This window comes from Halorubrum pallidum (genome assembly GCF_055380345.1).
This window is the reverse complement of the sequence record NZ_AP043945.1, coordinates 2,235,544-2,262,321: the sequence shown is the minus strand read 5'-3', so window position 1 is coordinate 2,262,321 and position 26,778 is coordinate 2,235,544. Positions and strand designations below refer to the sequence as shown.

The window sequence follows — 26,778 nt, the reverse complement described above, 5'->3', positions numbered from 1 at the left end:
TCAACCGTCTCGGGTGCGGTAAAGGAGAGCGCGACGTCGGTCATCGGAACAGACGGAGCGGATCACGGCCGGCGTTCGGTCGAACCCGAACCGGCCGAGGTGGCTGGGTGGGTGACACGTGGATCCGCTAGGCTTGCGCGATGTTAAGTCCTCGCGCCGGGCGAGACGATGCCGGTCAAAAAGCGAGAGCGGTGGTCGAGTGAGGCGGGTCTCAGCGAATGACGTCGAGGCCGTTGTTCTGTTCAACGGGCTCGCTGCCGCCGTCGGACTCCCACGCGCCACGGGTACCGTTGCCGGAGGCAGCCGCGCTGCCCGCGCTGCCGTTCGCCTCGGCCGCCCGAGAGCGTGAGTCGCCGAGGTCGTCGCCGTCGACCGCGGCGCGGGACTTGTCGGCCTGCTTCTGCGTGGAGGGGCCGAGCACCTGTGCGCTCTGGACACCCGTCATGATAGCCATGACACGGACCTTCCCCTTGTACTCGTCCTGGATGCGCGCGCCCCAGATCACGTTGGCGCTCGCCTCCAGCCGCTCGGTGATGTTGTTCGCGATCCCCTCGGCCTCCTTCAACGTGAGGTCCGGGCCGCCCGTGATGTGGACGAGCCCGCCGCTCGCGCCGCGGTAGTCCACGTCCAAGAGCGGGTGGTTCATCGCGTCGTTGACTACCTCCTGGGTCTTGTTCTTGTCTTGGGTCTCGCCCACGAGCATCACCGCGACGCCGCCCTGATTCATGATCGTGGACATGTCGGCGTAGTCGAGGTTGATGAGCGAGGGCTGGGTGATCGTCTCGGAGATCCCCTTCACGGTCTCGGCGATGATCTGGTCCATCACCGAGAACGCCTTCCCGATCGGCAGGTTCGGGACGTAATCGAGCAGCCGGTTGTTGTCGAGGACGATGATCGAGTCGGCCTCGTTGCGGAGGTCCTCTAGCCCCTCCTCGGCTTTCACCGTGCGCGCGCGCTCGACGTTGAACGGCGTCGAGACCATCCCGACGACGATAGCGCCCTGGTCTTTCGCGATCTTCGAGACGACGGGGGCCGCACCGGTACCGGTGCCGCCGCCCATCCCTGCCGTGACGAAGACGAGGTCGGCGTCGCCGAGCACCTCTTTGATCGTTCCCTGGGCCATTTCGGTCGCGCGTTCGCCCATCTTGGGGTCGCCGCCGGCACCGAGTCCCTGCGTGAGCGACTTGCCCACGAGGATCTTGGTGTCGGCCTCGATCATCTTGAGGTGTTGTTTATCGGTGTTGATCGCGACCGTGTCGGCACCGTCGACGCCGATGTTGTACAGACGGTTGATCGTGTTGTTTCCGGCGCCGCCGGCACCGACGATGACGATCCGGGGGTCCCCGAACTCGTCGTCGTCGTCCATGCTGGCGTCCATCTCACGCTTCTCCGCCTCCGCGTTGTCGAGGGCTTCTTGAACGAGATCTTGCATCAGTTTACACCTTCGCCCAGTTGCGGTTGCGGCTGCGCTCTTCGTGCTCGCCGTCCTGTTCGTTTAGCATGTCGCGGACGGCAGAGCGAATCGCCTCGCTCCGGTTCGGGAACTCACCCGTCTCGACCATCTGTTCAACCTCGTCGATCTGCTGTTTCGGGATTCGTAGTGTCACACGCTCCATTGGTATTCCCCCGGTAAGACGGGATATCACGCGACGCGTGTGTCTTACAGCGGAGAATCGCCCGACAGCGGGGATATCCCCGCTTCGGACGGCCTCTGTAAGACGGTCGTCTTACGCAGTCGTATCCACCGAGGCTATCTTTATAAAACTATCGGCCGTTGTAAGACACACCGCGAAAACGCCCGAATTCGGGCGTATACGTCGGTCGATACGGCTGTTATCGATCGTTCAGGACGTCCGCGGCGGGGGTGCGACGACCACATCCGGGGCAAAACGCCCAGTCCGTCCGGAGCTCATCACCACATTCACAGAACGCTCGGTGCGACTGTTTCTCTCCACAATTCGGGCAGTATACGTGGTCAGAAGGGACGTTTTCGCCACATCCGCCACAGAGGTTTTCTCGCGTTTGCACGTCGGTGTCGGCGGGCGTCTTACGTCCCTCCGTTTCGGCGTCAGTCGTCGCCTCCCGTGTCGCTCGCGCGTCGCCGTCGTCGGAACCGAGGGCGTCGAGTGTGACGTTTACGTTGATTTCACCGCCGTTTCCGGGCGTATACACGCGGTTCGTGTGTCCTCTCTCTGCAAGTCGATCGTCCAGCGCGGCGTCGAGTCGATCGGCGATGAGGTCGTCGATCCGGTCGGCTACCGCCGCGCCCAACGTGGCGTCCGACGCGTCAGACCCGGTGCCAGCGTCCCCGAGATGCGTTCGGAGGGCCTCGCGCATCACCTCGCTTTTGGAGGCGTCACACGCTTCCAGCCGCTCGACGAGGTCGTCGTCGGCTCGGAAGGTGATCTTGCTCATGTTCCGGAGATGTCTGTCAGGGTATAAGTATCTTCCCCTCCTGTCAGCCCCGTGGCAGACACGTTTCAGCCGCTCGAAACGTCTTCTGGCGGTGATTTTCGATCATGTACGCAGTCGGGTGATCGCGGTCGACAGTCGCCGAAAGATACGGAATCGGACATGTGTCTCACCGCGTGAGACAGCGAACTGCGGCGGCGACCGAGACGTCGGTGTCACCAGTCCCATTCGTTCGACTCATGGTAACACGTACCTCGGTGTATGATCACACGTGTGTCTGACGCAGATTTATACGGCCCGCGTGGGCATACGTGAGTATATGAGCAATCGCGTCGAAGATCTCGAACGGCAGGTCTCGGAACTACAGGCAGCGGTCAACGGACTCACCGAAGAGCTCGTTGAGATGAAAGAGCGCGTCCGACAGTTGGAAGACGCACAGACGATGGACGCGGAGGCGTCTGAGACGCCGCCCGAGCCGGCCGACTCGGAGCCGCAGCCCGACGAACCGAACCCGGACGCGGACGCCGCCAACGGAGAGCGCCGGACCCACTCGGACGACCACGTCGAGGTCGTCGAGCGGACCGACGACGAGACCGCCTCCTCGGACGCGAACGGCGCGGACGACGCGGGTGACGACGAGGTTCTCGTCCCCGAACAGGAGACGACGACGCCGGATGCAGCGAGCGACGCGGAGACCGAGACGGACGACGACGCGGAGTCGGACAGCGACATCATCGTCGCGTAAGCCGACGACACATCCCCGCGATACATGCACATCACTGAAGTCGTTTTGGACGGGTTCAAGAGCTTCGGGCGGACGACGAGGATCCCCTTTTACGACGACTTCACCGTCGTCACGGGGCCGAACGGCTCCGGGAAGTCGAACATCATCGACGGCGTCCTCTTCGCGCTCGGACTGGCGCGCACCCGCGGGATCAGAGCCCAGAAGCTCACCGACCTGATATACAACCCCGGCCACGACGGCGGCGACGACGCCGACGGACCGAGCGAGGCTTCGGTGACGGTGGTGTTGTCGAACGAGGACGGGACGCTCAACCGCTCGCAGGTCGTCTCCGCGGCGGGCACGGAGAACGTCGGCGACGTCTCCGAGATCACGATCAAACGGCGCGTCAAGGAGACGGAGGACAACTACTACTCGTACTACTACCTCAACGGCCGGTCGGTGAACCTCTCCGACGTACAGGACCTGCTCGCGGCCGCCGGCGTCACGCCGGAGGGATACAACGTCGTGATGCAGGGCGACGTGACGGAGATCATCAACATGACCCCCTACCAGCGGCGGGGGATCATCGACGAGATCGCGGGCGTCGCCGAGTTCGACGAGAAGAAAGACGCCGCCTACGAGGAGCTCGACACGGTCGAAGACCGGATCGGCGAGGCGGACCTCCGGATCGGCGAGAAGGAGGACCGGCTCGATCAACTCGCCGACGAGCGCGAGACGGCGCTCCGGTACCAGGAGTTCCGCGACGAACTGGAGGAGTACCGCGGCTTCCTCAAGGCCTCCGAGTTGGAGGAGAAACGCGAGACGCTCGCGGGCGTGGAAGCCGACATCGACGACGCCGAAGCCGACATCGACGACCTCCGTGACGACCTCGACGCCAAACAGGGGAGGCTGACGCGGCTGGAAGGCGAACTCGCAGATCTCAATCGCGAGATCGAGACCAAAGGCGAGGACGAACAGATCGAGATCCGCTCCGAGATAGAGGAGATCAAAGGCGAGATATCGCGGCTCGAAGACAAGATCGAGGCGGCAGAAGAGCGCGCGGCCGAAGCTGAGACGGAGCGTCGCGACGCGTTCATCCAGATCGATCGAAAAGAGGAGACGATCGACGACCTCGACGCCGAGATCCGCGAGGTGAAAGTCGAGAAGGCGTCGGTCAAATCGGAGATCGCGACGAAGCGCTCCGAGCTGGCGGACGTGGAGGCCGAAATCGAGGGTGCGGACACAGAGTTCGACGAGCTGAAAGCCGATCTCACGGAGAAAAAAGAGCGAGTCGAGTCGCTCCGCGAGGAGAAAAACGAGTTACAGCGCGAGAAGGACCGGCTTCTCGACGAGGCGCGCCGACGCTCGAACGCGGTCAGCGAGACCCGTGAGGAACTGGAGGCGGCCCGCGGGTCGATACCGGATCAGAAGGCTCGCATCTCGGAGCTTCACAGCGAACTGGACAAAGCACAAAAGAATCAGTCGACCATCGAAGACGGCGTCGCGGACCTGTTCGCCGAGAAGGCCGAGGCCGCAGAGCGGTTGGAAGACGTGGAAGACGACCTCCGCGAGAAGCAGAACGAGTACGCGAAACTGGAGGCGGCGGCCGACGAGCGCGGTGACGCCTCGTGGCCCCGCGCGGTGACCGAAGTGAAAAACGGCGGTATCGACGGCGTTCACGGGGCGGTCGGCGAACTCGGCTCCGTCGACGCGGAGTACGCCGAAGCCTGCGAGACGGCCGCCGGCGGACGGCTCGCGAACGTCGTCGTCGACGACGACGGCGTCGGATCGACGTGTATCGACTATCTGAAGCGGCGCAACGCCGGCCGCGCGACGTTCCTGCCGATCACGAAGATGGACGACCGGAGCCTCCCCCGGAAACCCTCACAGCCGGGCGTCGTCGACTTCGCGCGCGACCTCGTCGAGTACGACGCGGCGTACGAGTCGATCTTCTCGTACGTGCTTGGCTCGACGCTCGTCGTCGAGGACATGGCGACTGCCCGCGAGTTGATGGGCGACTACCGGATGGTCACCCTCGACGGCGACCTCGTCGAGAAGTCCGGCGCGATGACCGGCGGCTCCGGCGGCGGCTCCCGATACTCCTTTACCAAGTCTGGCGGCGGCAAGCTCGAACGGCTCGCGGCGGAGATATCGGAGCTGGAAGACGAGCGACAGTCGCTGCAGACCGAGATCGACGAGCTGGAGAGCGATATCGACGACGCCCGCGACCGGAAGGCCGATGCCGCGGAGCGCGTTCGGTCGCTCGAAGCCGACGTGGAACGCGCCGAAGACGAACTCGCGGAGACGAACGCCCGGATCGACGACTTGGAGGCGGAACTCGACGACTTGGAGGCGGAACGCGAGTCGGTCGACGAGCAGATGAGCGACCTTGATGCCGATATCGACGACCTCGACGCCGATATCGCCGAGGTGGAATCCGCGATCGCGGAGATCGAGGCCGAGCTCGCCGACTCGAAGATACCGGAACTCTCCGAGCGCGCCGACGAGATACGCGCCGATATCGACGATCTCGAAGACCGGATGGGATCGCTCGACGGCCGACAGAACGAACTGGAGTTGGAGAAGGGGTACGCCGAGGACGCGCTCTCTGACCTCCACGACACGGTCGAGACGGCGCAGAACCGGAAGGCGGACGCGGAAGACGCGATCGCCGACCACGAGGCGGCCATCGAAGAGAAGGAGGCAGTGCTCGAAACGAAGCGTGAGGCGATCGCGGACCTCGAAGCGGAGCTGACCGAACTGAAGGCGGAGCGCGAGAACCTCCGCGAGACGATCACGGAGGCGACCCGGGAGCGCGACGAACAGCAGTCCCGCGTCGCGGACGCGGAGTCGACCCTGGAGAACCTCACAGACCGCCGGGACCGGCTGGAGTGGGAGATCGACGAACTGGAGTCACAGGTGGGCGCGTACGACCCCGAGGAGATACCCGAACTCGACGCGGTCGAATCGCGGATCGACGAGCTGGAGGCCGAGATGGAGGCGTTAGAGCCGGTGAACATGCTCGCGATCGACGAGTACGACGAGGTCGAGGAGGCGCTCGACCGGCTCCAAGAGCGCCGCGACGTGCTCGTCGAGGAGCGCGACGGGATCGAAGAGCGCATCGAGGGGTACGAGGCGGAGAAAAAGCGAACCTTCATGGAGACGTTCGAGTCGATCAACGACCACTTCGAGGACATCTTCGCGCGCCTGTCGGCCGGCAGTGGTGAGCTCCTCTTAGAGAACCCCGAGGACCCGTTCGAGGAGGGACTGACGATGAAAGCGCAACCGGCGGACAAGCCGGTCCAGCGGCTCGACGCGATGAGCGGCGGCGAGAAGTCGCTGACCGCCCTCTCGTTCATCTTCGCTATCCAGCGGCACAACCCCGCCCCCTTCTACGCGCTCGACGAGATCGACGCGTTCCTCGACGCGGTCAACGCCGAGCGTGTCGGCGAGATGATCGAGGAACTGGCCGCGGACGCGCAGTTCGTCGTCGTCGGTCACCGCTCCGCGCTCTTGGAGCGTTCCGATCGGGCCATCGGCGTCACCATGCAGGGCGACAACCTCTCGGCGGTCACCGGAATGCAGTTCGGTGACGACGGTGACGGAGAGGTGACCGCGGATGACTGACGACGGGTCGGCCGACGCCGGAGCGAGCGGCGGCGTCCCCGACCTCGATCTGACGACCGAGCGCGACGCCGGAGACGATGTCGGCAGTGTCGAGTTCGGCGGCGGAGGCGATACCCCGGACGCGGCGGGCGCGAACGGTGCCGCGGCGGCGTCGGACGACGACGAGGTAGAGCCCGTCGAACTCCTCGTCCAACTCGCCGAGGAAGGCGAGATCGAGCCGTGGGACATCGACATCGTGCAGGTGACAGACGCGTTCTTAGACCGGCTCGACGAGACGGACCTTCGGACCACCGGTCGGGCGCTGTTCTACGCCAGCGTCCTCCTGCGGATGAAAAGCGATGGGATGTTGTCCGACGACGACGCGGACGACGACGCGGAGCCCGAGCCGGAGCCGTGGGAACTCGTGATGGAGGGCGGCGCGCCGGATCCTGCCGCCGGCGACTTCGATCCGGTGGACGAGTTGGAGGCGGAGATGGACCGACGGCTCGACCGGAAGAGCACTCGTGGGTCACCGGAGACGCTCGACGAGCTTGTCCGAGAGCTTCGGGAGGCCGAGCGCGGTTCGTGGTGGAAAGAGTCTCGCGAGTACGACACCTCCGAGTCGCCGAGCGGCTACGCCCGCGGCACGCAGACTCTCGACTACCACACCGGCGACGAGTTCCGCCGGGACGGCGAGCCGACCGCGGGCGAGGCGACCGACCGCACCCACGACGAGGACATCGAAGAGGTCATCGTCGAGATCGACAACGCCCTCCGCACCCACTTCGACCGCGGCCGCACGGAGGTGCTGTTCGCGGAGATCGAGACGGCCGGCGGCCGCCCGTTCATGACGTACCTCGCGCTGCTGTTCATGGCACACCGCGGCACCGTCCGGCTCCAACAGGACGAGCTGTTCGGCGACCTGTGGGTGAAAGACCCCGCGGCCGCGACCGCCGACTCCGAGGCGGTCGCGGACTGAGCGGTCGTTCCGCGGCGCGTCTACCGAGAAATTTTAACACGTTGATGTCGGTTCCGCCAGAGAGGGTCGACAGTGATCGAGTTCTCCGCCGCCAACCTCGCGTTCGCTGCCGTCGTCGCGGCACTGTGGATCGCACTCGTCCTGTACGGGGCGTCGGCGCTCTGGTGGCTCGTCGAGGCGACGGTGCTCGCGCGCGGACTGGATACCTCGGGTCACCTCCGTCAGCCGAGGTCGCCGCTCACTCGCCGTCGGTCCACGCCGAGAACCCGCCGTCGATGAGCGTCTCCGACTGTCGGTCGATGTACTCCCGCTGCGTGTCGGTGACGGCGGTCGCGAAGTCGTCGCCGTCGTCGAGTCGCTCTCGGACGCGGTCGCGCTTCCAGCTCGCGGGCGTGGTGCGGTTCGCGACGCGCCACCGTAGCGGCGCGATCCACTCGGCGGCCTCGTCGTCGGCACAGCCCGCGGTTCGAAGGCCGGCCTCCGCGTGATCGAGAATGTCGGCGAACAGCGCGTCGGTGTCCGTCGTCGGCTCGCCGTCGGGGCCGATCCACTCGATGTCGGCGTCGAGCCCGTCGGCGACCGCGGCGTAGAAGTTGTCGCGCGCGGTCTCCCACTCCAGTCCGATCACCGGATGTTCGCGCTGCGGGAGCGCCTGCATCAGCCCGGCGAACGCCCCCTGAAACGCGATCGAGTCGCGGACCGTCGGCTGGCCGGGGATCGGTCTGAACTCGATGCGAGCGTTCGCGCTCGACCGGCTCGCCCCCTCGAAGACAGGGCGGACCCACCGCCAGTAGCTCCCGTGTTTCGTCCGGAACGTCGCGAACGCGTCGTCGAACCGGTCCGTCCCCTCGGACTCCGGCATCGGGATCAGCGTCTCGTCGCCGGCGATCCGATCGACCGCGGTCTCCACGTCGTGGAACTCCCGCGGGAACCGGACCTTGTCCGCGTCGGTCCGTGCGTTGAGTACGGACTCGAACACGTGGATCCGGTTCTCGGTCGCGCCCTCCGCGAGCACGCGCTCGCCGTCCCAATCGTCGTCGTACAGCTCTGGCGGGAAAAACGGCGAGTTGACGCCGAGCGCGAGCAGCGGCCCGGCGATACGGAGCGCGTATCGGAAGTGCCGCGGCAGCGTCGTCGCCTGCGCGACCTGGAAGTGCGGCTGGATCGAGGTGATGAGGCTCTCCGGCATCACCGTGTCCGCCGACAGCGACACGCCCGGCGCGTCCACTGACACGTCTGCCGCCCCCGCGCCCTCGGTGTTGGCCATCGCGTGGTACCGGACCGAATCGCTCATGTTGACCGCGACAGTCACCCCGTCGACGTCGACGCTGTCGGTGAGGTACCCCGCCGCCGTCTCGCCGGCGGGCGGAATGGTCCAGATCCCGTCGGAGACGAGTCGCATCCCCTCGACGCCCGCGGTGTTCTCCGCGGCCTCCAGTCGCGCTCGGACCTCCGCGAGCTGGGCCATCAGCCCGTGGTCCGAGAGCGGCTGCGGGCTCGTCGACATCTCGGCGTTGTGGAGGCCGAGTTCCTTCTCGAAGCCCATGAGTTCCAGCATCCGCCGGGGGACGCGCATCAGCGCGTAGTCGCCCGCTCGAGACTCCTCGCTCCACCGACCGTCGGCGACGGCGTAGAACTCGTACTCGAAACCGACGATCGACTGGTGGTTGTCGAATGACCCGTCTCGAAGCTCCTGTTTGACGATCTCCGCCTCCTCCTCGGTGCGGGCGGCGAACTCGTCGGGGTCGACGGCGAGCGCCTCGCGGACGCCATCGGCGAGGGCGGACTCGGTGCTCATGCGACGGTCGACGGACCGCCCACGTAAAAAGGGCAACGGCCGATCGGTGGCGTGCGAGCGGTCACCACGCGTCTCCGTCGGCCGTATCGGCGCGCTTTTGCCCGTCGATCGCCGACTCGGCGCATGGAGTTCGCCGCGTTCGCGGAGCGGGCCGAGCGGCTGGCCGACGAGCCGGGAGACATCGAGACCACTCTCGACGTCGCCGACCTGTTCACCGCCGCGAGCGGAGACGATGACGGCGGCGACGACCTCCCGACTGCCGTCCGCTTCCTGCTCGGCCGGGTCTTCCCGGCCCACGACACCCGGACGCTGGACGTCGGACCCGCGCTGTGTCGCGAGGCGATGGCCCGCGCGGCAGGTCCGAACGTCACCGCCGCCGACGTAGAAGACCGGCTCGCGGCCGAAGGCGAGATCGGCGCGGTCGCTGCCGACCTCGACTTCGGGGGACAGCGCGGACTCGCCGCGTTCGGCGGCGGGAAACGCACGGGCGGGTCCGACGGTCGCGACGTGCTCACCGTCAGCGAGGTCGACTCGGCGCTGCGATCGCTCGCCGCGGCGACGGGCGACGGGAGCGAGTCGCGCAAGCTGGACGCGCTGTTCGGGCTGTTCAACCGCTGTGCCCCGGCCGAGGCGAAGCTGCTCGCCCGTCTCGTGCTCGGCGAGATGCGGCTCGGTGCGGGCGAGGGGACCGTCCGCGACGCGATCGCGGAGGCGTTTCTCGCGGACGAGGTCGACACAGCGAGCGATGGCAGCGACGCAGAGAGCGATGGCAGCGACGCAGAGAGCGCTGACGGCGGGGACAGCGACGGTCCGGTCCTCCGAGCCGACGGCGAGGCCGTCGCGGCCGTCGAGCGCGCGCTCCAGGTCACGAACGATTACGGGCACGTTGCCGGGCTCGCGCGCGACGACGGAGTCGCGGGACTCCGCGAGGAGCGCCTCGACGTCGGCCGCCCGGTCCAAGCGATGCTCGCGCAGGCGGGGACCGCGACCGACGCGATCGAGTCGTTCGACGAGGTCGCCGTCGAGACGAAGTTCGACGGGGCGCGTGTGCAGATCCATTACGCGCCCGGAGCCGCGAACGAGGCCGGTGTAGCCGCCGGGGCTGGAGAGCCCACCGGAACCGTCCCCGACGCCGCCGGCCTCGGCCCGCGGATCTACTCGCGCAACATGGACGACGTGACGGACGCGCTCCCGGAGGTCGCGGAGTACGTCGAAGCGCGGGTCGACGCGCCGATCATCGTCGACGGCGAGGTCGTCGCGGTCGACGACGACGGGGATCCCCTCCCGTTTCAGGAGGTGCTCCGACGCTTCCGGCGGAAACACGACGTGGACCGGATGCGCGAGGAGGTGCGGCTCCGCCTGCACGCGTTCGACTGCCTCCACGCCGACGGCACCGACCTCCTCGACGAGCCCCTCCGCGTCCGCCACGAGTGCCTCGTCGAGACGCTCCCGGACGCGGCCGCCGACCTGGAGGTCGCAACCGACGCCGAGGCGATCGCGGCGGCCGAGCGCGCGGCGCTGGATGCGGGCCACGAGGGCGTCATGCTGAAAGACCCTGAGTCGGCGTATACGCCCGGAAACCGCGGGCGCGACTGGCTGAAGCGCAAGCCCGACGTGGAGACGTTCGACGCGGTCGTCGTCGGCGCGGAGTGGGGAGAGGGGCGGCGCGCGGAGCTGTTCGGGACGTTCCTGCTCGGAGTGCGGGAGGCGTCGGACGGCTCCGGGGTCCCCGACTCCGGAGTTGCCCACTCGGGAGACGCCGACTCGGGAGACGCTGACACCGCCGACACCGCCAGTGCCGACCCTCCCGACGGCTACGCGACCGTGGGGAAGGTCGCCACGGGCGTCACCGACGCGGAGCTCGCCGACCTCACGGAGCGGTTGGAGCCGTACGTCGTCCGCGAGGAGGGGACGACCGTCGCGTTCGACCCGGCGCTCGTCGTCGAGGTCGGATACGAGGAGATCCAGCCGTCGCCGACGTATTCGGCCGGCTACGCCCTTCGATTCCCGCGGTTCGTGGGCATCCGAGAGGACAAGGACGTGGCGGACGCCGACTCGCTTGAGCGGGTGGAGCGGCTGGCAGGCGCGGGGATCGATGGAGTCGACAGCGCGGACGACCACAGTGAGCCATAGCCACGCTCAAGGCGGTCGGATTCGGACTCCCCCCATGACCGTTCGATACGACGGGTTCACTGTCGAGTGGCTCGGCTACGCGACGGCGCGGCTGGAGCCCGCGGACGGCCCGGTCGCGTACACCGATCCCGGTCGGTACGGCGTCTTGGACGACTACTGGGCGCGCGACGGCGACCTCGTCGTCGTCACCCACGATCACCACTACGACCCCGCGGGGATCCGGTCGGTCGCCGCCGACCACGCGACGGTCGTGATCTACGACGCCGTCGACCCCGCCGGCATCGACCGAGAGGTGGAGACGATCGAGTCGCTCGCGGCCGACTACGACGTGGTCCGCGTCGACGACGAGGCGCGGGTCGACGTGAACACCCCCGCCGGTGCGGTCACCCTCTGGTCCGTTCCGGCGCACAACGACCCCGAGGGACCGAACGCCGATCCGGACGGATCGGTGGTCCATCCGCCGGGGTTCGGCTGCGGCTTCCTCCTCTCGCTCGGCGGCCGCACCGTGTTCTGGCCCGGCGACTCCGACGCGCTCGACGGGTTCGCCGAGCTCGACGTCTCGATATTCCTCGCGAACATCGCCGGTGGCGGGCTCGCCTCCGATCGCCACGCCGCTGCCGACCTCGCCGAGGAGCTGGATCCCGACTTGGTCGTGCCGATCCACTACGACACCTTCGAGCGGCTGGAGGCCGACGGCGAGGCGTTCGCTGGCGACGTGGCCGCGCGGTCGATCCCGGTCGCGCTCGACGCGCGCTCGGCGAATCAGTAGGCCGCGTCGCCGGCTCTCGGCGTCGGTTCGGGTCCTCAGCGCCGTCTCGCCCGCACCGCGACCGCGAGCGTCGCGAGCACGGCAGCGACGACGCCGAAGCCTGGCGCGGCAGCGCCGGTCTCGTCCCCGTCAGCCGCGTCCGTTCCGCTCGCGTTGTCACCGGATTCGGTCTGCGCCCCCCGGTCCGCGATCGCTGTCGAAAGCGTCGTCGTCGTCTCGATCACGCTGCGCGGCGCCGGCTGATTGAGGTAGTTCCGTTCCAATACGACGTAGTTTCCCTTGACGCCCGCGGTCGTGCTCGCGTACGGCTCCTCGTCGAGGATCGGTGCGTCGGGATCGGTGACGATAATCAGGTCGGGGTCGGTCTGGAGGATCACCTCGTTCGACAGTTGCGGGTAGCCGTCCTCCTCGTCGGCGGCAACGTTGTCGACGCCGCCGACGCGCATGATCTCGGTGATAAAGGTGTCGCCCCCGGCGACGAACCCGTCACCGAGCGGGTACAACGCGGTCGGCCGTTCGATGTCCGCGGTCCGCGCTTCTGCGTCCGCGACGGCCGCGGCCATCTCCTCGTTGGTCGCCGCGGCGGCCTCGCAGTCACCGACTAATCGACCGGTCGTCGTCGTCTTCTCGGCGATATCGTCGACGTTCGTCGCCGCGGAGAAGTGATAGACGGTGAGCCCCTGCTCGCGGAGGTCCGCGACCTGATCGGCGGAGGCGTTCGGGGCGAGCACGAGGTCCGGATCCGCGTTTACGACCCTCTCGACGCTGACTCCGAGTCCCTCGGCCGAGACGTCCGTCTTCTCGTCGGCTCCGTCGAGGTACGCCGCGAACTGCGTCACGCCGACGACGCGGTCGCGTGCGCCGATCTCCCAGAGGGTCTGCGCGGACGAGGGATTCACCGTCACGATCCGCTCGGGACGCTCGTCGAGCGTGACCGTCGTTCCCGTCGCGTCCGTCAGTTCGACCGGGAATCCGCACGCGTCGGGGTCCGCGTCGGTGGCCTGTGGCTCGGTAGCCTGTGGCGTCGTTCCGCCCGGGGAGGCGGCGGTAGCAGAGTGGACGACGGCGGCGTGGCCGGCGTGCGCTGCCGCTGGCTGTGCGTTCGCAGGCACGGCGGTGACGCCGCCGGCGAGGGCGCTCGTCACGAGCAGGGCCGCGACGAAGACGGATCTGAGTCGCATTGGATCGACGACGGCACGCATCCAATAAGTACTTACCTACCACAAGTCTCCTTGGTGAACAGATGCACACGTGGACGCGATCGATGGCGTGGTCCGCGGCGCTCGCGGCGACGCTCGTCGCCGTGATGGTGGTGAGCGCCGCGATCGGCCCGGTCACCGTTCCGCCCACCGAGGTCGTGAAGGCGGTGGTGAACGCGCTTGTGGTCCCGGTCGGCGTCGAGTTCACCTCGCTCGGGAGCGGACCGCTGCTGTTGCCGGGAGTCGACGTTGCATACCGGTCGATATTCGCCTTTCCCGTCGACGACATCCACCGCCAGATCGTCGTCGGCGTCCGACTCCCCCGGATCCTGTTGGCCGCGCTCGTCGGGTTCGCGCTCGCGGCCGCCGGCACGGTCATGCAGGGATTCTTCCGTAACCCGATGGCCGACCCGTCGATCATCGGTGTCTCGTCCGGTGCGGCTGCCGGCGCGGTCGCGTTCATCGTGTTCCCCGTCGCGCTGTCCGTCACCCTCTCCGTCCCGTTCGTCGGCGCGGTCGACGTGGGTATTCCGAACGGCGCGGGTCTGAGTCTCTTCGCGTTCGTCGGCGCGCTCGCGGCCGCCTTCGGCGTCTACGCAATCGCGACCACACACGGTCGGACGCCGGTTGCAACCCTGCTCCTCGCCGGCGTGGCCGTCCAGACGTTCCTCGGTGCGATGATATCGTACCTCCAACTGCAGGCCGGCGAGTCGCTCCGCCGGGTCGTCGCGTGGCTGATGGGCCACCTCTCGGGGGCCGCGTGGAGCGACGTGGCAGTCACCGCGGCCGTCGTACCGCCGCTTTTCCTCCTCCTGCTCGCGTACGCCCGCGACCTCAACGTCCTGCTGCTCGGCGAGGAGGAGGCGCGCGGGCTCGGCATCGCCGTCGAACGCACGAAGCGAATCTTACTCTGCGCCTCCGCGCTGATCACCGCTGCGGGGGTCGCCTTCGCGGGAGTCATCGGCTTCGTCGGGCTGATCGTCCCCCACATGCTCCGACTGGTTGTCGGCCCGGACCACCGCGTCCTGCTGCCGACTGCGGCGCTCGCCGGCGGGTCGTTCCTCGTCGCCGCCGACACGGTGGCTCGCTCCGGGAGCACGGAGCTTCCCGTCGGGATCGTCACCGCCGCCGTCGGCGCGCCCTTCTTCGTCTATCTGCTCGTGAGCCGGGAGGTGCACGAGCTGTGAGCGATCCTCCGGACGCGGCCGACCGCGACGCTCCGCTCGTCGCCGTCGAGGGGCTCGCGGTCGCCTTCGGCGACGTCCCCGTCGTCTCGGGCGTCGACCTCCGCGTCGACCGCGGCGACCTGGTCGGGCTGGTCGGCCCGAACGGAGCGGGAAAGACCACCGTCCTCCGGGCGATCAAGGGGACGATAGCGCCGGACGCGGGGTCGGTCCGGATCGACGGCGATCCGGTCGCGGACCTCTCCGCGCGCGAGACCGGTCGGCGCGTCGCGAGCGTCCCCCAAGAGACGAGCCTCGCGTTCGACTTTCGGGTGCGCCACGTCGTGGAGATGGGGCGAACCCCACACCTCGGGCGGTTCGACGGCCACGGGGCCGACGACGAGCGCGCGGTCCGCGAAGCGATGGACGCCGCGGGAGTGACTCGCTTCGCCGACCGACCGATCACCGAGGTGTCGGGCGGCGAGCGCCAGCGCGTCCTCCTCGCTCGGGCGCTGACACAGGAGACGCCAGCGTTGCTGCTCGACGAGCCCACGGCGAGCCTCGACGTGAATCACGCCGCGGGAACGCTCGAACTCGTCCGCGACCTCGTCGACGACGGGCGCGGCGCGCTCGCGGCGATCCACGACCTCGACATGGCCGCCCGGTACTGCGACGAACTCGTCGTCCTCGCGAACGGCGGGGTCCACGCCGCCGGCCCGCCGGAAGACGTGTTGACCGCTGACACGCTGCGCGCCGCCTTCGACGCCGAGGCCTTCGTCGGACGGAGTCCGGCGACCGGGTCGCCCGCGGTGACGGCGTTCGACGCTGTCGACGCGCCCGGCGTATCCGGCGGTCACGGCTCGTCGGATCCGAGTGACGCGTCCGGTTCGGCGGCGAGCCGGCGCGTCCACGTCGTCGGGGGCGGCCGAGACGCGGCGCGGGTGCTCGCCCGGCTCGCCGCCGCTGGCCACGAACTCTCAGTCGGCGTCGTTCCGGAGGGCGACGCGGCCGCCGCGGTCGCCGAGGACGCGGGTGCGGCAGTCGTCGTCGCCCCGCCGTTCGAGCCTGTGGACGACAAGCGGCGAGACGCCGCGAGCGCTCTCGCGCGAGAGGCCGACGTGACGATCGCGGTCGGCGAATCTCCGCCCGGAGGGCCGAACGCGACGGTCCTCGACACCGCCGACCGCGTCGTCTACGTCGACGGGAACGAGAGCGACGAGGCGCTCTTGGCGTCGGTTCGCGAGTCTGAACTCGACGGCGACGGCAGACCGGAGACGGCGGACGACGAGGACCGCCGGTCGAACACGGCGTGAGAGGATCGATCGGGTGACGCGCTACAGAAAGTGCTCGCGGGCGAAAGTGGCCAAAAGCTGGATATCGTCGAGGTGAAGAAGCTTCGACATCGCGGCGATGTCGCCCTGATTCGCCTTATCCAGCGTGTTCTCGTCGGCCGCGCGGAGGTCGCGCATGAAGCGATCGTATCGCTCGTTCGGCGCGAGGTACAGCAGTCGCGTGAGCATCAGCCGCGATTTCATCCGCGGCGCGACGTCGCGGTGCCAGAGCCGCTCGTAGACGGAGAGACTCTCCGCGTCGAGGCGGCGCTCGGAGTCGGTGAGACATCGGTCGATGGTCGCCGCCGCGGCGCGGGCCGACTTCATCCCCTTGTGGATCCCCTCGCCCCACAGCGGGTCGATCGAGGGGACCGTGTCACCGATGGCGAGGAAGCGGTCGGTGTGCATCCCGTCGGGCATCTGAATGTGTGCGGAGCCGCGGTGGACCTTCTCGCCGAGGCGCTCGGCGTCGGCGAACCTCGGATCTCGGTCGACCCACTCGTTCAGATAACCGTCGACGGTCTGCCCCTCGTCGGCGAACTCTCGGTGGCGGTCGTTCTGGATGTAACAGAGGCCGACCTTCGCCGTGTCCTCGCCGGTGGCGAAGATCCACGAGTAGCCGCCGGGAGCGATGTCGTGGTCGAGCCGGAGCATCATCGCGCGCCGGAGGTCGGCGTACTCCGGGTGGTTCATCTCTACGCCCTCCATCTCGTATTCGATGCCGATCGCCTGGTTCTCGCGCTCTAAGTCTACCACGTCGAGCGCGCTCGCGATCGGAGCGGCCGGGCCGGTGGCGTCGACCACGACCTCGCCGTACACCGTCTCGTCCCCGTTGTACCGCACCCCTTCGATGACGCCGTCGTCGTCGAGGATCGGTCTGGAGACGCGCGCGTCGAACCGGTACTCCGCACCGTTCTCGCGGCCGTCCTCGACGAGGAAGCGCTTGAATTCCGCGAACTCCAACACTGCGCCGGGCTGGTAGCTCTCGTAGTAGCTGTTCGGCGACTCCAACACCACGTCGTCGGTGTACGACATCACCACGTCGTCTGGGATACCGAACGCGGACATCATCGACGGGAAGGTGCCGGCTGTCGATTTGTTGCTCTGGCGGGGGAACTCCGTTTCCGGCTCCGTTTCGAGGACGACGACGTCGTAGCCGCGGGTCGCCAGATCGCGGGCGCACTGTGCCCCCGCCGGTCCGGCACCCGCGATCACGACGTCGTAGCGGTCAACCATATACCCGTGAATACGGACCCACGTAATTAGGCTTGCTGAAACTGGTTGCTATCGACCGCTGAGACCTCGCTACCGGCGTATTTTGGCCGATCGTCGAGGTCGGAATTCGACCGCGCGTCCACGCGGCTCACTCGAACGACACGCCGGTGATCTCGAAGCGCGCGCCGCCCGTGTTGCCCGCGGTCACCTCGATCTCCCACCCGTGAGCCTCGACGACTTCCCGCGCGATAGTGAGGCCGAAGCCGGTCCCGTCGGTATCGGTGGTGTAGCCGCTCTCGAACACCGATTCACGCCGATCCGCGGGAATTCCGATACCGTCGTCTTCGACGTAGAAGCCGGACCCGTCGTCGAGTTCGCCGACCGCGATCGTCAGCGGCGATCCGTCTCCGTCCCCGCCGCCCGCCGCGTCGTGTTCGACCGCGTCATCGGACCGCGTCCGGCCGCTCGGGGTCCCGTGTTCCACGCCGTTCCGAAAGAGGTTCTCGAAGAGCTGTCGGAGCCGGCTCTCGTCGCCTCGTACCGACGCGTCCGTCTCGATCGCGAGCGTCGCGTCGCCGGTCTCGACGTTGCGCCAGGAGGCCTCGACGGTGTCAGCGAGGTCGAGCGGTCCGGGATCGTCGACCGACGATCCCTCGCGAGCGACGGCGAGGAGGTCGTCGATGAGCGATCCCATCCGGTCCAAGGCGTCGGCCGCGTCGTCCAGTCGCGGGCTGTCACACGACTCTCGCGCGAGGTCGAGGTTTCCCGCCGCCACGCGAAGCGGGTTCCGCAGGTCGTGAGAGACGAGCCTCGTGAACGCGTCCAACCGCTCGTTCTGTCGTTCGAGTTCGCGCTCCCGCTCTTTCCGATCGGTGATATCGCGGATCACGCCGACGCGCGCGGCCCCGTCTTCGGACCCCGGAAGCGACGTGAATCGGAGTTCGACCGGGATCGTCTCGCCGTCTATCGTCCGGAAGTCGTACTCGATCCGGGCGATATCTCCGTCGCGCCGGTCCAGCGACTCGTACATCGCGGTCGTCTGTGCGATCACCTCGTCGTCGACGAGATCGCGTATCGGTCTCCCGAGCAGTTCCTCGCGACTCGCCCCCTTCATCTCCGCGTACGCGTCGTTGACGAAGTCGATCCGTCCCTCGTCGTCGAGCGTGTACACCGCGTCCGCGAGCGACTGGACGATCGTCTCGTACCGTTCGAGGTCGCGTTCGCGCGCCGCGCGCTCGCGGTTCCGAACCGCGCGGTGGACGACCTCCGCCACGTCGCTCGCGAACTCGACCTCGTCGTTGGTCCACTCGCGCGTCTCCCCGACGCACTCGTGACAGATCATTCCGATCACGTCGCCGCCGGACCGGAGCGTCCCGTCGAGCAGCGCACCGACGTCGTGCGTCGCGAGGTAGCCGTCCGCCAGCTCGGCCGTTCGCGGGTCGGCCTCGGCGTCGTCGACGGCGATCGCGCGGTTCGTTTCGAGCGCCTCTAAGTACGCGGGATGTTCGTCGATCCGCAGCCGGGCTCCCGCGCCGTGCTCGTCGGCCCGACGGTCGTAGTCGTCGACGCAGTGAAGCACCTCTCCGTCGGCGTGTTCCGTCTCGTCGCCGCCCGATTCGGGAGCGGTCAGCCAGACGTTGACGCGGTCGACGTCGAGCACCCGAGCGGTCGCCTCCGTGATCGTTCGGATCGCCGCTTCGAAGGAACCGTCGGCCACCGCATCGTCCGTGGCCAATCGGAGCAGCGTCTCCCGCTGGCGTTGTTGTCTCTGTCGCCGGCGCTGTGCGTCGGTCACGTCCACGCCGAACCCGGCAACCCGAACGACCGACCCCGTCTCGTCGCGGATCGGCTCGCCGCGGACCTCGATCCACCGCAGGGTGTCCTCACTCGGCGTGACGCGGAACGTCAGCTCGACCGGCTCGCCGGCGGCGAGCCGGTCCATCGCGTCTCGCACGCGCCCGCAGTCGTCGGGGTGCACGCCGTCGAGGAACGCGGTCGGATCGTCGTTCAACTCGGATATCGACCGCCCCCACAGTTCCTCGTAGGCGGCGCTCACGAACAGCAGCTCGCTCCAGTCGGCGTCGAAGACGAATATGAGCCGATCGGTGTTGTCCGCGACCTCGACGAGCCGCTGTTCAGCGCGCCGACCGCGAAACTGCCGCACGGCGTTCGTAACGCGGTTTGCGAGCAGTTCGTACTGTTCCGTACTCGATTCCTTCTGGAGGTAATCGGTCGCACCGGCACGGAGCGCCTCGCTCGCTACCGTCTCGGAGCCCTTCCCCGTGAACAGCACGAACGGGAGGTGCGGATGCTCCTCGCGAACGGTCCGGAGGAAGTCGATCCCCGACCGCTCCGGCATGTCGTAATCGGACACTATGCAGTCGACGGTCCGGTCCTCGTCCAACGCGCGGAGTCCCGACGCGACCGACGTGGCCGTCTCGACTACGAACCGCTCGTCGGCGCGTTCGAGAAACGCGGCCGTCAGATCGGCGAAGTCGGGCTCGTCGTCGACGTGGAGAACCCGGATCTCGTCCATGCTGTATCCCGGCCGTCGCGTCTCGGCCACATAGCTGTGACGGCCGCCGCGACGGCACACCCCCAACCGGTGAAAAGGCCCGGACTTCCGTCGACTCAGTAGAACTCGCGGACGAGGTCGGTCGCCTGTTCGGGCGCACCGTCCGGAATGACGGACATGTCCTCGTCGACGCCGTGTTGCTCGTGGTACGGCACCGAGTTCTCGTCTTGATAGATTACTCCCTGGTACTCCTTCTCGCTGTTTAAGATCGCGTCCTTGGCGTCCTCGCGGGAGGACGGGTCGTGGTCCGTCTCCTTGAGATCGACGAGCGAGTCGCGGAAGTAGTCGTACGTGTCGACGTCGTTGAACGTGACACACGGTGAGTAGACGTTCACGAAGCCGAACCCGTCGTGTTCGACCGCCCGCTGGACGATCTCCTGATGGCGGAGCGCGTCAGAGGAGAACGACTGCGCGATGAACGTCGCGCCCGACGCCAGCGCCAGTGCGTGCGGGTTGACTGGGGGCTGTTTGGGTCCCTCCGGACTGGTCGACGTCTCGAAGTCCTCGCGCGAGGTCGGCGAGGCCTGCCCCTTCGTCAGCCCGTAGATCCGGTTGTCCATCACGACGTACGTCATGTCGACGTTGCGCCGGACGGCGTGGACGAAGTGACCCGCGCCGATGGAGTAGCCGTCGCCGTCGCCGCCGGCGACCATCACTTCGATATCGGGGCGGGCCATCTTGACGCCGGTCCCGACTGGGAGCGCGCGTCCGTGCACGCCGTGGAGCGCGTAGCTATGCATGTACGTGCCGATCTTGCCGGAACAGCCGATGCCGGCGACGACGAAGGTGTTGTCGGGGTCGTTGCCCGTCTCCGCGAGCGCCTTCATCATGCCGTTCATCGTGCCGAAGTCGCCGCACCCCGGACACCACGTCGGCTGCTTATCGGACTTGAAGTCGGTGAATCGAATGTCTGAGCTCATTGGTTACGCCTCCACCTCCGCCGCGAGGGTGGCTTTGATTTCGTCTGCGAGTTCGTCGGCCTTGAACCGCACGCCGTTGTATTTGTTTATCCGGTCGACCCGTTCGAGCACGTCGTGCTCCACGAGGTCGGCGAACTGTCCCTGCTCGTTACACTCGACGACGATGACGTTCTCTGCCGCCGCCACGTCCTCGGAGAGGTCCGGTCGCGGGAAGATGTACGGGACCGAGAGGACCCGCACGTCGGGACCGTCCTCGGAGAGCAGATCGATCGCCTCGGCGAGCGCGCCCTCGTTCGATCCCCACGTGATCACGAGGGTGTCGGCGTCCTCGTCGCCGAACTCGCGCGGGCTCCAGTCCTCGCGCTTGCGGGCGGTCTCGACCTTCCGGTTGCGCTTGTCGACCTGATCGATGCGCATCTCGGTGTCCTCGGTTCGGCGGCCCTGCTCGTCGTGTTCGAGACCGGTGGACATGTGCGCGCCGTCGGCCGTGCCGGGGAACGCGCGCGGTGAGATCCCGTCGTCCGTGATCTCGTGGGGCTGGAAGCCGCCCGACTCGCTCATGTGATCGTCGATGTCGGCCTCGTCGACGACGAAGCCGCGGTCGACTTCGACCGCGTCCATGTCGAAGGTGTCCGGCGTGAACGTCTGCTCTGTGACCGCCATCGAGAGGTCGGCGGTGAGGTAGACGGGGAGCTGGTACTTCTCGGCGAGGTTGAACGCCTCGACGGTCTTCCAGAAGCACTCGGCGATCGTCGTGGGGGCGAGCACGAACCGCGGCACCTCGCCGTGGCCGCCGTACAGCATCTGATTCAAGTCGCCCTGCTCCTGTTTCGTCGGCATCCCCGTCGAAGGGCCCGAGCGCATCACGTTACAGATGACGAGCGGTGTCTCGCTCGTCGCGATGAGACCGAACGTCTCCGTCATCAAGTCGATTCCGGGACCGGACGTGGCGGTCATGGATCGCGCGCCCCCGCGGGCGGCCCCGAGCGCCATGTTGATCGCGGACAGCTCGTCTTCCGCCTGGACGACGTGGCCGCCGTACCGCTCGATGCGGCCGGTGAGGTACGTCATCACGTCGGTCGCGGGCGTGATCGGGTAGCCGGCGTAGAAGCGACAGCCGGCCGCGATGGCACCCATGCCGATCGCCTCGTCGCCGTTGAGGAGGACGTAGTCCTCGTCTGTCGTCTCCAGGTCGTAGTCGAACTCGTGATCGAACTCTTCGGAGACGTACGATCGGCCCGCGCGGGCGGCCTCCTTGTTGTTGTCGACGAGTTTCTGGCCCTTGTCCGCGAAGCGCTTTTCGAGCGCCGAGTCGAGGTTCTCGATGGGGAAGTCGGCGACCTCGCAGGCGGCACCGAGCGCGACGACGTTCCGCATGATCGCGCCGCCGGCCTCCTCGGCGAGCCGCTTGAGCGGAACGTCGATCCCGATCATCCCGTCGGGGATCTCGACGTCCTGCATCGTGGTCCGCTCGCCGTCGTAGATGATCACCGAACCCTCGTGGAGTTCTTCGAGGTTCTCCTCGATGGTCCGCGGGGTCAACGCGATGAGCACGTCCAGACGATCGACGACGCTCTGTACCTTGTCGACGGACGTTCGCACCTTGTAAGCGGTGTATCCGCCCCGGATCCGCGACGCGAAGTCCTTCGATGTGAACACGTGTCGCCCCGCCCGAGAGAGCGCTTGCGCGAAGATCTTCCCGGTCGAGTCGATGCCGTCGCCGGCCTCCCCGCCGACGGCCCAGTTGAAGTCCGCAGCCATGCTATGGACGGACTTTCACCGGACTCATCAAAAGACTTCTGGAAGGAGCCACCGAAGCAGATCTGCGCATACGATGTTTTATACGAAAATATTTCTGGTTTATAACCACGTATTGGAAAAATATAGAGTTATATTTGACGTACGTTCACCAGATCCCTCACGATCGACCCGTTCTGTCGCAGGTCTTTTCGACATGTGTCGAATTCTCAGCGGGTGGACGGCCGAAACGGCCGACGTTTCGACGGAGGCAGGACCGACGCCGACGGGAACACGTTTGTGTCCGCCGACCGGATCGAGGCCATGGAGACGACAGTCACGGTCAGTGCGGTCGAGACGGTCGGCCGCAACACGTACGCCCTCCGATTTCACGCACCGGACGATTTCGCCGCCGAACCGGGACAGTTCGTGAAGCTCGGCACCGAGATCGACGGCGAGTCGATCGCCCGCTTCTACACGCTCTCCTCGCCGACCGTCGGCGACAGCTTCGAGGTTACCGTCGGCATCGATCCGGACGACGGCGGCGACTTCTCCGCGTTCCTCGCGAACGCGGCGGCCGGGACGGAGATGACGCTCTCCGGGCCGTACGGCGATCAGCACTACGCCGGCGAGTCCCGTGCGGTGGTCGTCGCCGGTGGGCCCGGCGTCGGGCCGGCGGTCGCCATCGCGGAACGCGCGCTCGACGACGGCGGCGAGGCGGCGATCGTCTACCGCGACGACGACGTGGCACACGCCGACCGAATCGAGCGGCTGACGGATCGAGGCGCGACGGTTCACCTACTCGACGCCGATGCGGACCTGCGAGATGCCCTCGAAGACGTGGTGACGGGCGGAGCCGGCGAGGCGATTTTCGTCTACGGATTCGCCGACCTCGTCGACGACGCGACCGCGGCCATCGAGGCCGTCGGCGGGGACGCGGACGCCGCGAAGATCGAGAACTTCGGCTAGCGCCGTCCACGAACGCGGTCGAGCGAGCGTCGATCGGCGGTATCCGATCGAGTCAACGCTCGTCGACGGGAACGAACGAGACGTCGTCGGGGCCGGTGTACCGCGCGCGCGGTCGGATGAGGCGGTTGTCATCCTGATACTCGACGACGTGTGCTATCCACCCGCCGACGCGGCTCATCGCGAAGATGGGCGTGTACATGTCGACCGGGATGCCCATCGAGTCGTACACCGACCCGGAGTAGAAGTCGACGTTGGGCGCGATTCCCTTCTCCAAGAGCCCCTGATCGGTGAGGTACTCCTCGATCGCGGTGGTGTAGTCGAGCCACTTCGTGTCGCCGGACGACTCCGCGAGGTCACGCAGTTTCTCTTCGAGGATCTTCGCGCGCGGATCTTTCACCGCGTACACGCGGTGGCCGAACCCGGGGATGCGGCGGCCGCTGTCCCGGGCGTCTTTCACCCACTCGACGGGGTCCTTCTCAGACGCGTCGATCTCGTAGAGCACCTCCATGACGTCTTGGTTCGCCCCGCCGTGGAGTGACCCGGAGAGCGCGCCGATACCCCCGGTGACGCCGGAGTAGATGTCGGCCATCGTCGAGCCGATCACCATCGCCGTGAACGTCGAGGCGTTGAGCCCGTGGTCGGCGTGGAGCGTGAGCGCCATGTCGAACGTCTCCGCGCTGACGGCGTCGGGCTCGGTCCCCGTGAGCATGTAGAGGAAGTTCGCCGCGTGCGAGAGATCGGAGTCGGGCGCAATCGGATCCTCGCCTTGGCGCGCGCGCTCGAAGGCGGCGAGAACCGTCGGGATCTTCGCGGTGATCCGACGCCCCTGTCGGAGCGTCGCGTCGAGGTCCTCGGGGTCCGCGTCGGGCTCGGGCTCGTACGCCGAGAGCATCGATGTCGCGGTCCGTAGCGCGGCCATCGGACGCTCGCCGGCGTCAGCGAGCGTGCGGACGGTTTCGAGCACGCTGTCGTCGACGTCTCGTTCGGCGGCGAGTTCCGCGGCGAACGTTTCGAGCTCCTCCCGTGTCGGCAGCGAGCCGTACCAGAGGAGGTACAACACCTCCTCGTAGCTCGCGCCGCGCGCGAGGTCCTCGATGTCGTATCCGCGGTACACGAGCTTGCCAACCTCGCCGTCGACGTAACTCAGATCCGACTCCGCGACGAGGACGCCTTCGAGCCCGCGCTTTAACTCGTCTGACATGGAGGAGAGTTCCTTCCACCACCAAAAAAGCGTTATCTTTCAGGAGGGATACGATTCGACGATCGTGGTAGTCGATGTCGATCGAACGACGGACACACACACGGAGGCGGTTTCGGCCGTCAGAAGACGACACCGCGCGTCAGCGCGCCGGAACGACAGTCACCGTCCGCTTGCGGTCGATCGCGTCTTCCAGCTCCTCGGCGATCGCGGAACCGCGAGAGACCTGGACCTCGCCGCCGCGGCCGACGGTAGCCGTGAAGAGATACTCACCGTCGGCGCGCACCTCGACGGTCTCGCCGACGCCGTCGTCGACGTCGATGACGACGTGTCGGGAGGTGATCTCCGGTTCGACGACGGTGCCGCGCTCCTCGCCGACCTGCCCGCCGGGTTCGCCCGCGCCGCCGGAGCCGCCACTGCCCGGGGACTCGCTCGCCCCGCCGGGCTTGTCCGCGTGCGTCCGGACGTCGATCTCGATGCCGAGTCGGTTCTCGATGTCGCTGATTCGCCCGCCGCCCTTGCCGATGACGGTGCCGATGTCGCCCTCGGTGACGTACACGATCGCCGTGTCGGTGCCCTTCAGCTCGACGTCGACGTGTCCGTGGGCGACCGACCGGATCTCCCGTTCGATCTCCTGTTTGGCGATCCGGCCGACGCCGGTGTCCGCGTCGTCGCCGTCCGCGTCGTCGAGCGGGACCGTGACGACTTGCCGGTTGAACGTGTATATCTCGTACTCGGGGCGACCGGTCTCGAAGTTCGACACCTGAATGACCGGACGCGCGAGGTCCTCGGCGGTGAGCCCCGCCGGAACCTTCACTTCGGTTTCGACGTCGTAGACGGTGTGGATCTCGCCGGCCTCGATGTAGATGACCGTGTCGACGATCTGCGGGATCATCCCGAGTTCGACGCGACCGACGAGCCGCTGGAGCGCGTCGATCGCTCGGGAGGCGTGGACGACGCCAACCATCCCGACGCCGGCCATCCGCATGTCCGAGAACACCTCGAAGTCGTCGGTCTTGCGCACCTCGTCGTAGACGGTGTAGTCGGGCCGGACCAAGAGCAGCGAGTCGGCCGTGTTCGCCATGTCACCGCCGAGCGCGCCGTACTGGGTGATCTCCGGACCGACCTGCAGGTCCCGCGGCTTCTCCATCGTCTTCACGGCGTAGTCGGCGTCGTTGAGGAACTCCGCGACCGCCTGCGCGAACGTCGACTTCCCCGCTCCGGGCGACCCGGAGATGAGCACGCCGCGCTTCCGTTCGAGGAACCGCTCGCGGAGTTCGTCAGCGAACTCGTAGTCGTCGAGCGTCGTCTTCGCGATCGGCCTGACCGCCGTGATCTCGATCCCGTCGGCGAAGGGGGGCCGCGCGACCGCGATCCGGTAGTTCCGGAACTGTACGATGTCCATCCCGTCGTCAGAGAGTTCGATGAACCCCTCGTTCGACTGGCGCGCGAGGTCGACGATCGCGGTCGCCCACTCGCGCATCTGTTCTTCTTCGGTCGTCTCGTCGGCGATCTCGACGTACCGCATCTCGCCGAGCTGCCCCCGTTTGGCCTTCGGAACCGTCCCGGTCTTGAGGTGGACCGACATCGTCTCGTCGGTGAAGAAGTGCTGGATCGGCAGCTCGTCGACGACGCCGCGGGCGACCGGCTCGACGTACTCGACGTCGACCCCCTTCGCGCGGGCGACTTCGGCCTGCACGACGTCACTCGACAGGAGGGTGGCCCCGTGATCGGTCGCCAGATCGCGGATCAGCGCGTCGACGTCGCCCTCGTGGGCGTGCGATCTGGCGTCGCCGCTCGCGCGCTCGCCGACGTACCGCAGTTCGATCGTCCCCTCGTCGGCGAGGTCGGCGAGCCGCTTGAGTTCGCTCAGGCCGTCCCATCCCGACTCCAGACCGTCGTTGGCCTGCGACTCCAGTTCGCCCACGACGGCCTCGGGAACGAGGACCGTCACCGACTCGTAGATCCCGGAGGCGACGCGTTCGGACACGCGGCCGTCGACGACCGCACTGGTGTCCGGTACTACCTTCATACCGTGGCTCCGAGCGGG

The 26,778-nt window shown here is 67.4% G+C and carries 20 protein-coding genes; 9 read left to right on the top strand and 11 right to left on the bottom strand.

From position 1 onward, the window contains the following. Positions 1-211: 211 nt before the first annotated feature. The 3 genes from ftsZ to ACZ45C_RS13175 all read right to left on the bottom strand — a co-directional run bounded on the left by ftsZ (position 212) and on the right by ACZ45C_RS13175 (position 2,415). Complete coding sequence (gene ftsZ, locus ACZ45C_RS13185) at positions 212-1,432, bottom strand: cell division protein FtsZ (protein WP_460561193.1); 1,221 nt, start codon at positions 1,430-1,432, stop codon at positions 212-214. Between the two features lie 4 nt (positions 1,433-1,436). After that, a complete protein-coding gene (locus ACZ45C_RS13180) occupies positions 1,437-1,616 on the bottom strand; it encodes a ribbon-helix-helix domain-containing protein (RefSeq protein ID WP_049984220.1) in 180 nt (59 codons plus the stop codon). Between the two features lie 217 nt (positions 1,617-1,833). Next, a complete protein-coding gene (locus ACZ45C_RS13175; RefSeq protein ID WP_460561195.1) occupies positions 1,834-2,415 on the bottom strand; it encodes a double zinc ribbon domain-containing protein in 582 nt (193 codons plus the stop codon). 316 nt (positions 2,416-2,731) lie between these two features. Between ACZ45C_RS13175 and ACZ45C_RS13170 the strand changes: the two genes are divergently transcribed. From ACZ45C_RS13170 to ACZ45C_RS13155, 4 genes are all read left to right on the top strand, one after another. After that, positions 2,732-3,157, top strand: coding sequence for a DUF7518 family protein (locus tag ACZ45C_RS13170; protein WP_460561197.1), 426 nt, complete (start codon positions 2,732-2,734; stop codon positions 3,155-3,157). Between the two features lie 24 nt (positions 3,158-3,181). Next, the gene (gene smc, locus ACZ45C_RS13165; protein WP_460561199.1) at positions 3,182-6,763 is read left to right on the top strand and encodes a chromosome segregation protein SMC; all 3,582 of its coding nucleotides are present in this window, start codon (positions 3,182-3,184) and stop codon (positions 6,761-6,763) included. Next, positions 6,756-7,721: a segregation/condensation protein A gene (locus ACZ45C_RS13160; RefSeq protein WP_460561201.1), complete on the top strand. Its 966-nt coding sequence runs from the start codon at positions 6,756-6,758 to the stop codon at positions 7,719-7,721. Before smc ends, ACZ45C_RS13160 begins: the two co-directional genes overlap by 8 nt. A gap of 72 nt (positions 7,722-7,793) precedes the next feature. Next, positions 7,794-8,000, top strand: a complete 207-nt coding sequence (locus tag ACZ45C_RS13155; protein WP_460561202.1) for a hypothetical protein — start codon at positions 7,794-7,796, stop codon at positions 7,998-8,000. On the opposite strand, the gene ACZ45C_RS13150 is transcribed toward ACZ45C_RS13155, so the two are convergent. Then, complete coding sequence (locus ACZ45C_RS13150; RefSeq protein ID WP_460561204.1) at positions 7,960-9,519, bottom strand: hypothetical protein; 1,560 nt, start codon at positions 9,517-9,519, stop codon at positions 7,960-7,962. The genes ACZ45C_RS13155 and ACZ45C_RS13150 overlap by 41 nt on opposite strands. Before the next feature lie 123 nt (positions 9,520-9,642). Here ACZ45C_RS13150 and ACZ45C_RS13145 point away from each other — a divergent pair, with 123 nt between their 5' ends. Beyond that, complete coding sequence (locus ACZ45C_RS13145) at positions 9,643-11,652, top strand: ATP-dependent DNA ligase (protein ID WP_460561206.1); 2,010 nt, start codon at positions 9,643-9,645, stop codon at positions 11,650-11,652. Between the two features lie 34 nt (positions 11,653-11,686). Next, a complete protein-coding gene (locus ACZ45C_RS13140; RefSeq protein WP_460561208.1) occupies positions 11,687-12,421 on the top strand; it encodes an MBL fold metallo-hydrolase in 735 nt (244 codons plus the stop codon). A gap of 35 nt (positions 12,422-12,456) precedes the next feature. Here ACZ45C_RS13140 and ACZ45C_RS13135 read toward each other — a convergent pair whose 3' ends face one another. After that, positions 12,457-13,602, bottom strand: a complete 1,146-nt coding sequence (locus ACZ45C_RS13135; protein WP_460561210.1) for a PGF-CTERM-anchored ABC transporter substrate-binding protein — start codon at positions 13,600-13,602, stop codon at positions 12,457-12,459. A 62-nt stretch (positions 13,603-13,664) separates the two neighbouring features. Between ACZ45C_RS13135 and btuC the strand changes: the two genes are divergently transcribed. After that, entirely contained in the window at positions 13,665-14,807 is a 1,143-nt protein-coding gene (gene btuC / locus ACZ45C_RS13130) for a vitamin B12 ABC transporter permease BtuC (protein ID WP_460561212.1), read from the top strand. Continuing rightward, positions 14,804-16,096, top strand: coding sequence for an ATP-binding cassette domain-containing protein (locus ACZ45C_RS13125; protein WP_460561213.1), 1,293 nt, complete (start codon positions 14,804-14,806; stop codon positions 16,094-16,096). Before btuC ends, ACZ45C_RS13125 begins: the two co-directional genes overlap by 4 nt. 21 nt (positions 16,097-16,117) lie before the next feature. On the opposite strand, the gene ACZ45C_RS13120 is transcribed toward ACZ45C_RS13125, so the two are convergent. The 4 genes from ACZ45C_RS13120 to ACZ45C_RS13105 form a co-directional block, all read right to left on the bottom strand. After that, positions 16,118-17,350 carry a digeranylgeranylglycerophospholipid reductase gene (locus tag ACZ45C_RS13120; protein ID WP_460561215.1) on the bottom strand — a complete coding sequence of 411 codons (1,233 nt, stop codon included), beginning with the start codon at positions 17,348-17,350 and terminating at the stop codon, positions 16,118-16,120. A 127-nt stretch (positions 17,351-17,477) separates the two neighbouring features. Then, positions 17,478-19,895: a PAS domain S-box protein gene (locus ACZ45C_RS13115; protein WP_464374327.1), complete on the bottom strand. Its 2,418-nt coding sequence runs from the start codon at positions 19,893-19,895 to the stop codon at positions 17,478-17,480. A gap of 65 nt (positions 19,896-19,960) precedes the next feature. After that, a complete protein-coding gene (locus tag ACZ45C_RS13110; protein ID WP_460561218.1) occupies positions 19,961-20,824 on the bottom strand; it encodes a 2-oxoacid:ferredoxin oxidoreductase subunit beta in 864 nt (287 codons plus the stop codon). A 3-nt stretch (positions 20,825-20,827) separates the two neighbouring features. After that, entirely contained in the window at positions 20,828-22,585 is a 1,758-nt protein-coding gene (locus ACZ45C_RS13105) for a 2-oxoacid:acceptor oxidoreductase subunit alpha (protein ID WP_460561220.1), read from the bottom strand. 300 nt (positions 22,586-22,885) lie between these two features. Between ACZ45C_RS13105 and ACZ45C_RS13100 the strand changes: the two genes are divergently transcribed. Beyond that, a complete protein-coding gene (locus ACZ45C_RS13100; RefSeq protein WP_460561222.1) occupies positions 22,886-23,530 on the top strand; it encodes an FAD-dependent oxidoreductase in 645 nt (214 codons plus the stop codon). Between the two features lie 52 nt (positions 23,531-23,582). Here the strand turns inward: ACZ45C_RS13100 and citZ are convergent, their stop codons facing one another. Together citZ and ACZ45C_RS13090 are read right to left on the bottom strand one after the other, a co-directional pair. Further along, positions 23,583-24,731 carry a citrate synthase gene (gene citZ / locus ACZ45C_RS13095; RefSeq protein WP_460561224.1) on the bottom strand — a complete coding sequence of 383 codons (1,149 nt, stop codon included), beginning with the start codon at positions 24,729-24,731 and terminating at the stop codon, positions 23,583-23,585. A 139-nt stretch (positions 24,732-24,870) separates the two neighbouring features. After that, positions 24,871-26,760 (bottom strand): PINc/VapC family ATPase, encoded by a 1,890-nt coding sequence (locus tag ACZ45C_RS13090; RefSeq protein WP_460561226.1) that lies wholly within the window; start codon positions 26,758-26,760, stop codon positions 24,871-24,873. Positions 26,761-26,778: the final 18 nt, after the last annotated feature.

Excerpts from the sequence above, each read along its gene's own strand:
- ACZ45C_RS13180 (WP_049984220.1), bottom strand. The coding sequence starts at position 1,616 with ATGGAGCGTGTGACACTACGAATCCCGAAACAGCAGATCGACGAGGTT.
- ACZ45C_RS13140 (WP_460561208.1), top strand. The coding sequence starts at position 11,687 with ATGACCGTTCGATACGACGGGTTCACTGTCGAGTGGCTCGGCTACGCG.
- ACZ45C_RS13135 (WP_460561210.1), bottom strand. The coding sequence starts at position 13,602 with ATGCGACTCAGATCCGTCTTCGTCGCGGCCCTGCTCGTGACGAGCGCC.
- ACZ45C_RS13145 (WP_460561206.1), top strand. The coding sequence starts at position 9,643 with ATGGAGTTCGCCGCGTTCGCGGAGCGGGCCGAGCGGCTGGCCGACGAG.
- ACZ45C_RS13150 (WP_460561204.1), bottom strand. The coding sequence starts at position 9,519 with ATGAGCACCGAGTCCGCCCTCGCCGATGGCGTCCGCGAGGCGCTCGCC.
- ftsZ (WP_460561193.1), bottom strand. The coding sequence starts at position 1,432 with ATGCAAGATCTCGTTCAAGAAGCCCTCGACAACGCGGAGGCGGAGAAG.
- ACZ45C_RS13090 (WP_460561226.1), bottom strand. The coding sequence starts at position 26,760 with ATGAAGGTAGTACCGGACACCAGTGCGGTCGTCGACGGCCGCGTGTCC.
- ACZ45C_RS13170 (WP_460561197.1), top strand. The coding sequence starts at position 2,732 with ATGAGCAATCGCGTCGAAGATCTCGAACGGCAGGTCTCGGAACTACAG.
- btuC (WP_460561212.1), top strand. The coding sequence starts at position 13,665 with ATGCACACGTGGACGCGATCGATGGCGTGGTCCGCGGCGCTCGCGGCG.
- ACZ45C_RS13120 (WP_460561215.1), bottom strand. The coding sequence starts at position 17,350 with ATGGTTGACCGCTACGACGTCGTGATCGCGGGTGCCGGACCGGCGGGG.
- ACZ45C_RS13160 (WP_460561201.1), top strand. The coding sequence starts at position 6,756 with ATGACTGACGACGGGTCGGCCGACGCCGGAGCGAGCGGCGGCGTCCCC.
- ACZ45C_RS13100 (WP_460561222.1), top strand. The coding sequence starts at position 22,886 with ATGGAGACGACAGTCACGGTCAGTGCGGTCGAGACGGTCGGCCGCAAC.
- citZ (WP_460561224.1), bottom strand. The coding sequence starts at position 24,731 with ATGTCAGACGAGTTAAAGCGCGGGCTCGAAGGCGTCCTCGTCGCGGAG.
- ACZ45C_RS13175 (WP_460561195.1), bottom strand. The coding sequence starts at position 2,415 with ATGAGCAAGATCACCTTCCGAGCCGACGACGACCTCGTCGAGCGGCTG.
- ACZ45C_RS13105 (WP_460561220.1), bottom strand. The coding sequence starts at position 22,585 with ATGGCTGCGGACTTCAACTGGGCCGTCGGCGGGGAGGCCGGCGACGGC.
- ACZ45C_RS13110 (WP_460561218.1), bottom strand. The coding sequence starts at position 20,824 with ATGAGCTCAGACATTCGATTCACCGACTTCAAGTCCGATAAGCAGCCG.
- smc (WP_460561199.1), top strand. The coding sequence starts at position 3,182 with ATGCACATCACTGAAGTCGTTTTGGACGGGTTCAAGAGCTTCGGGCGG.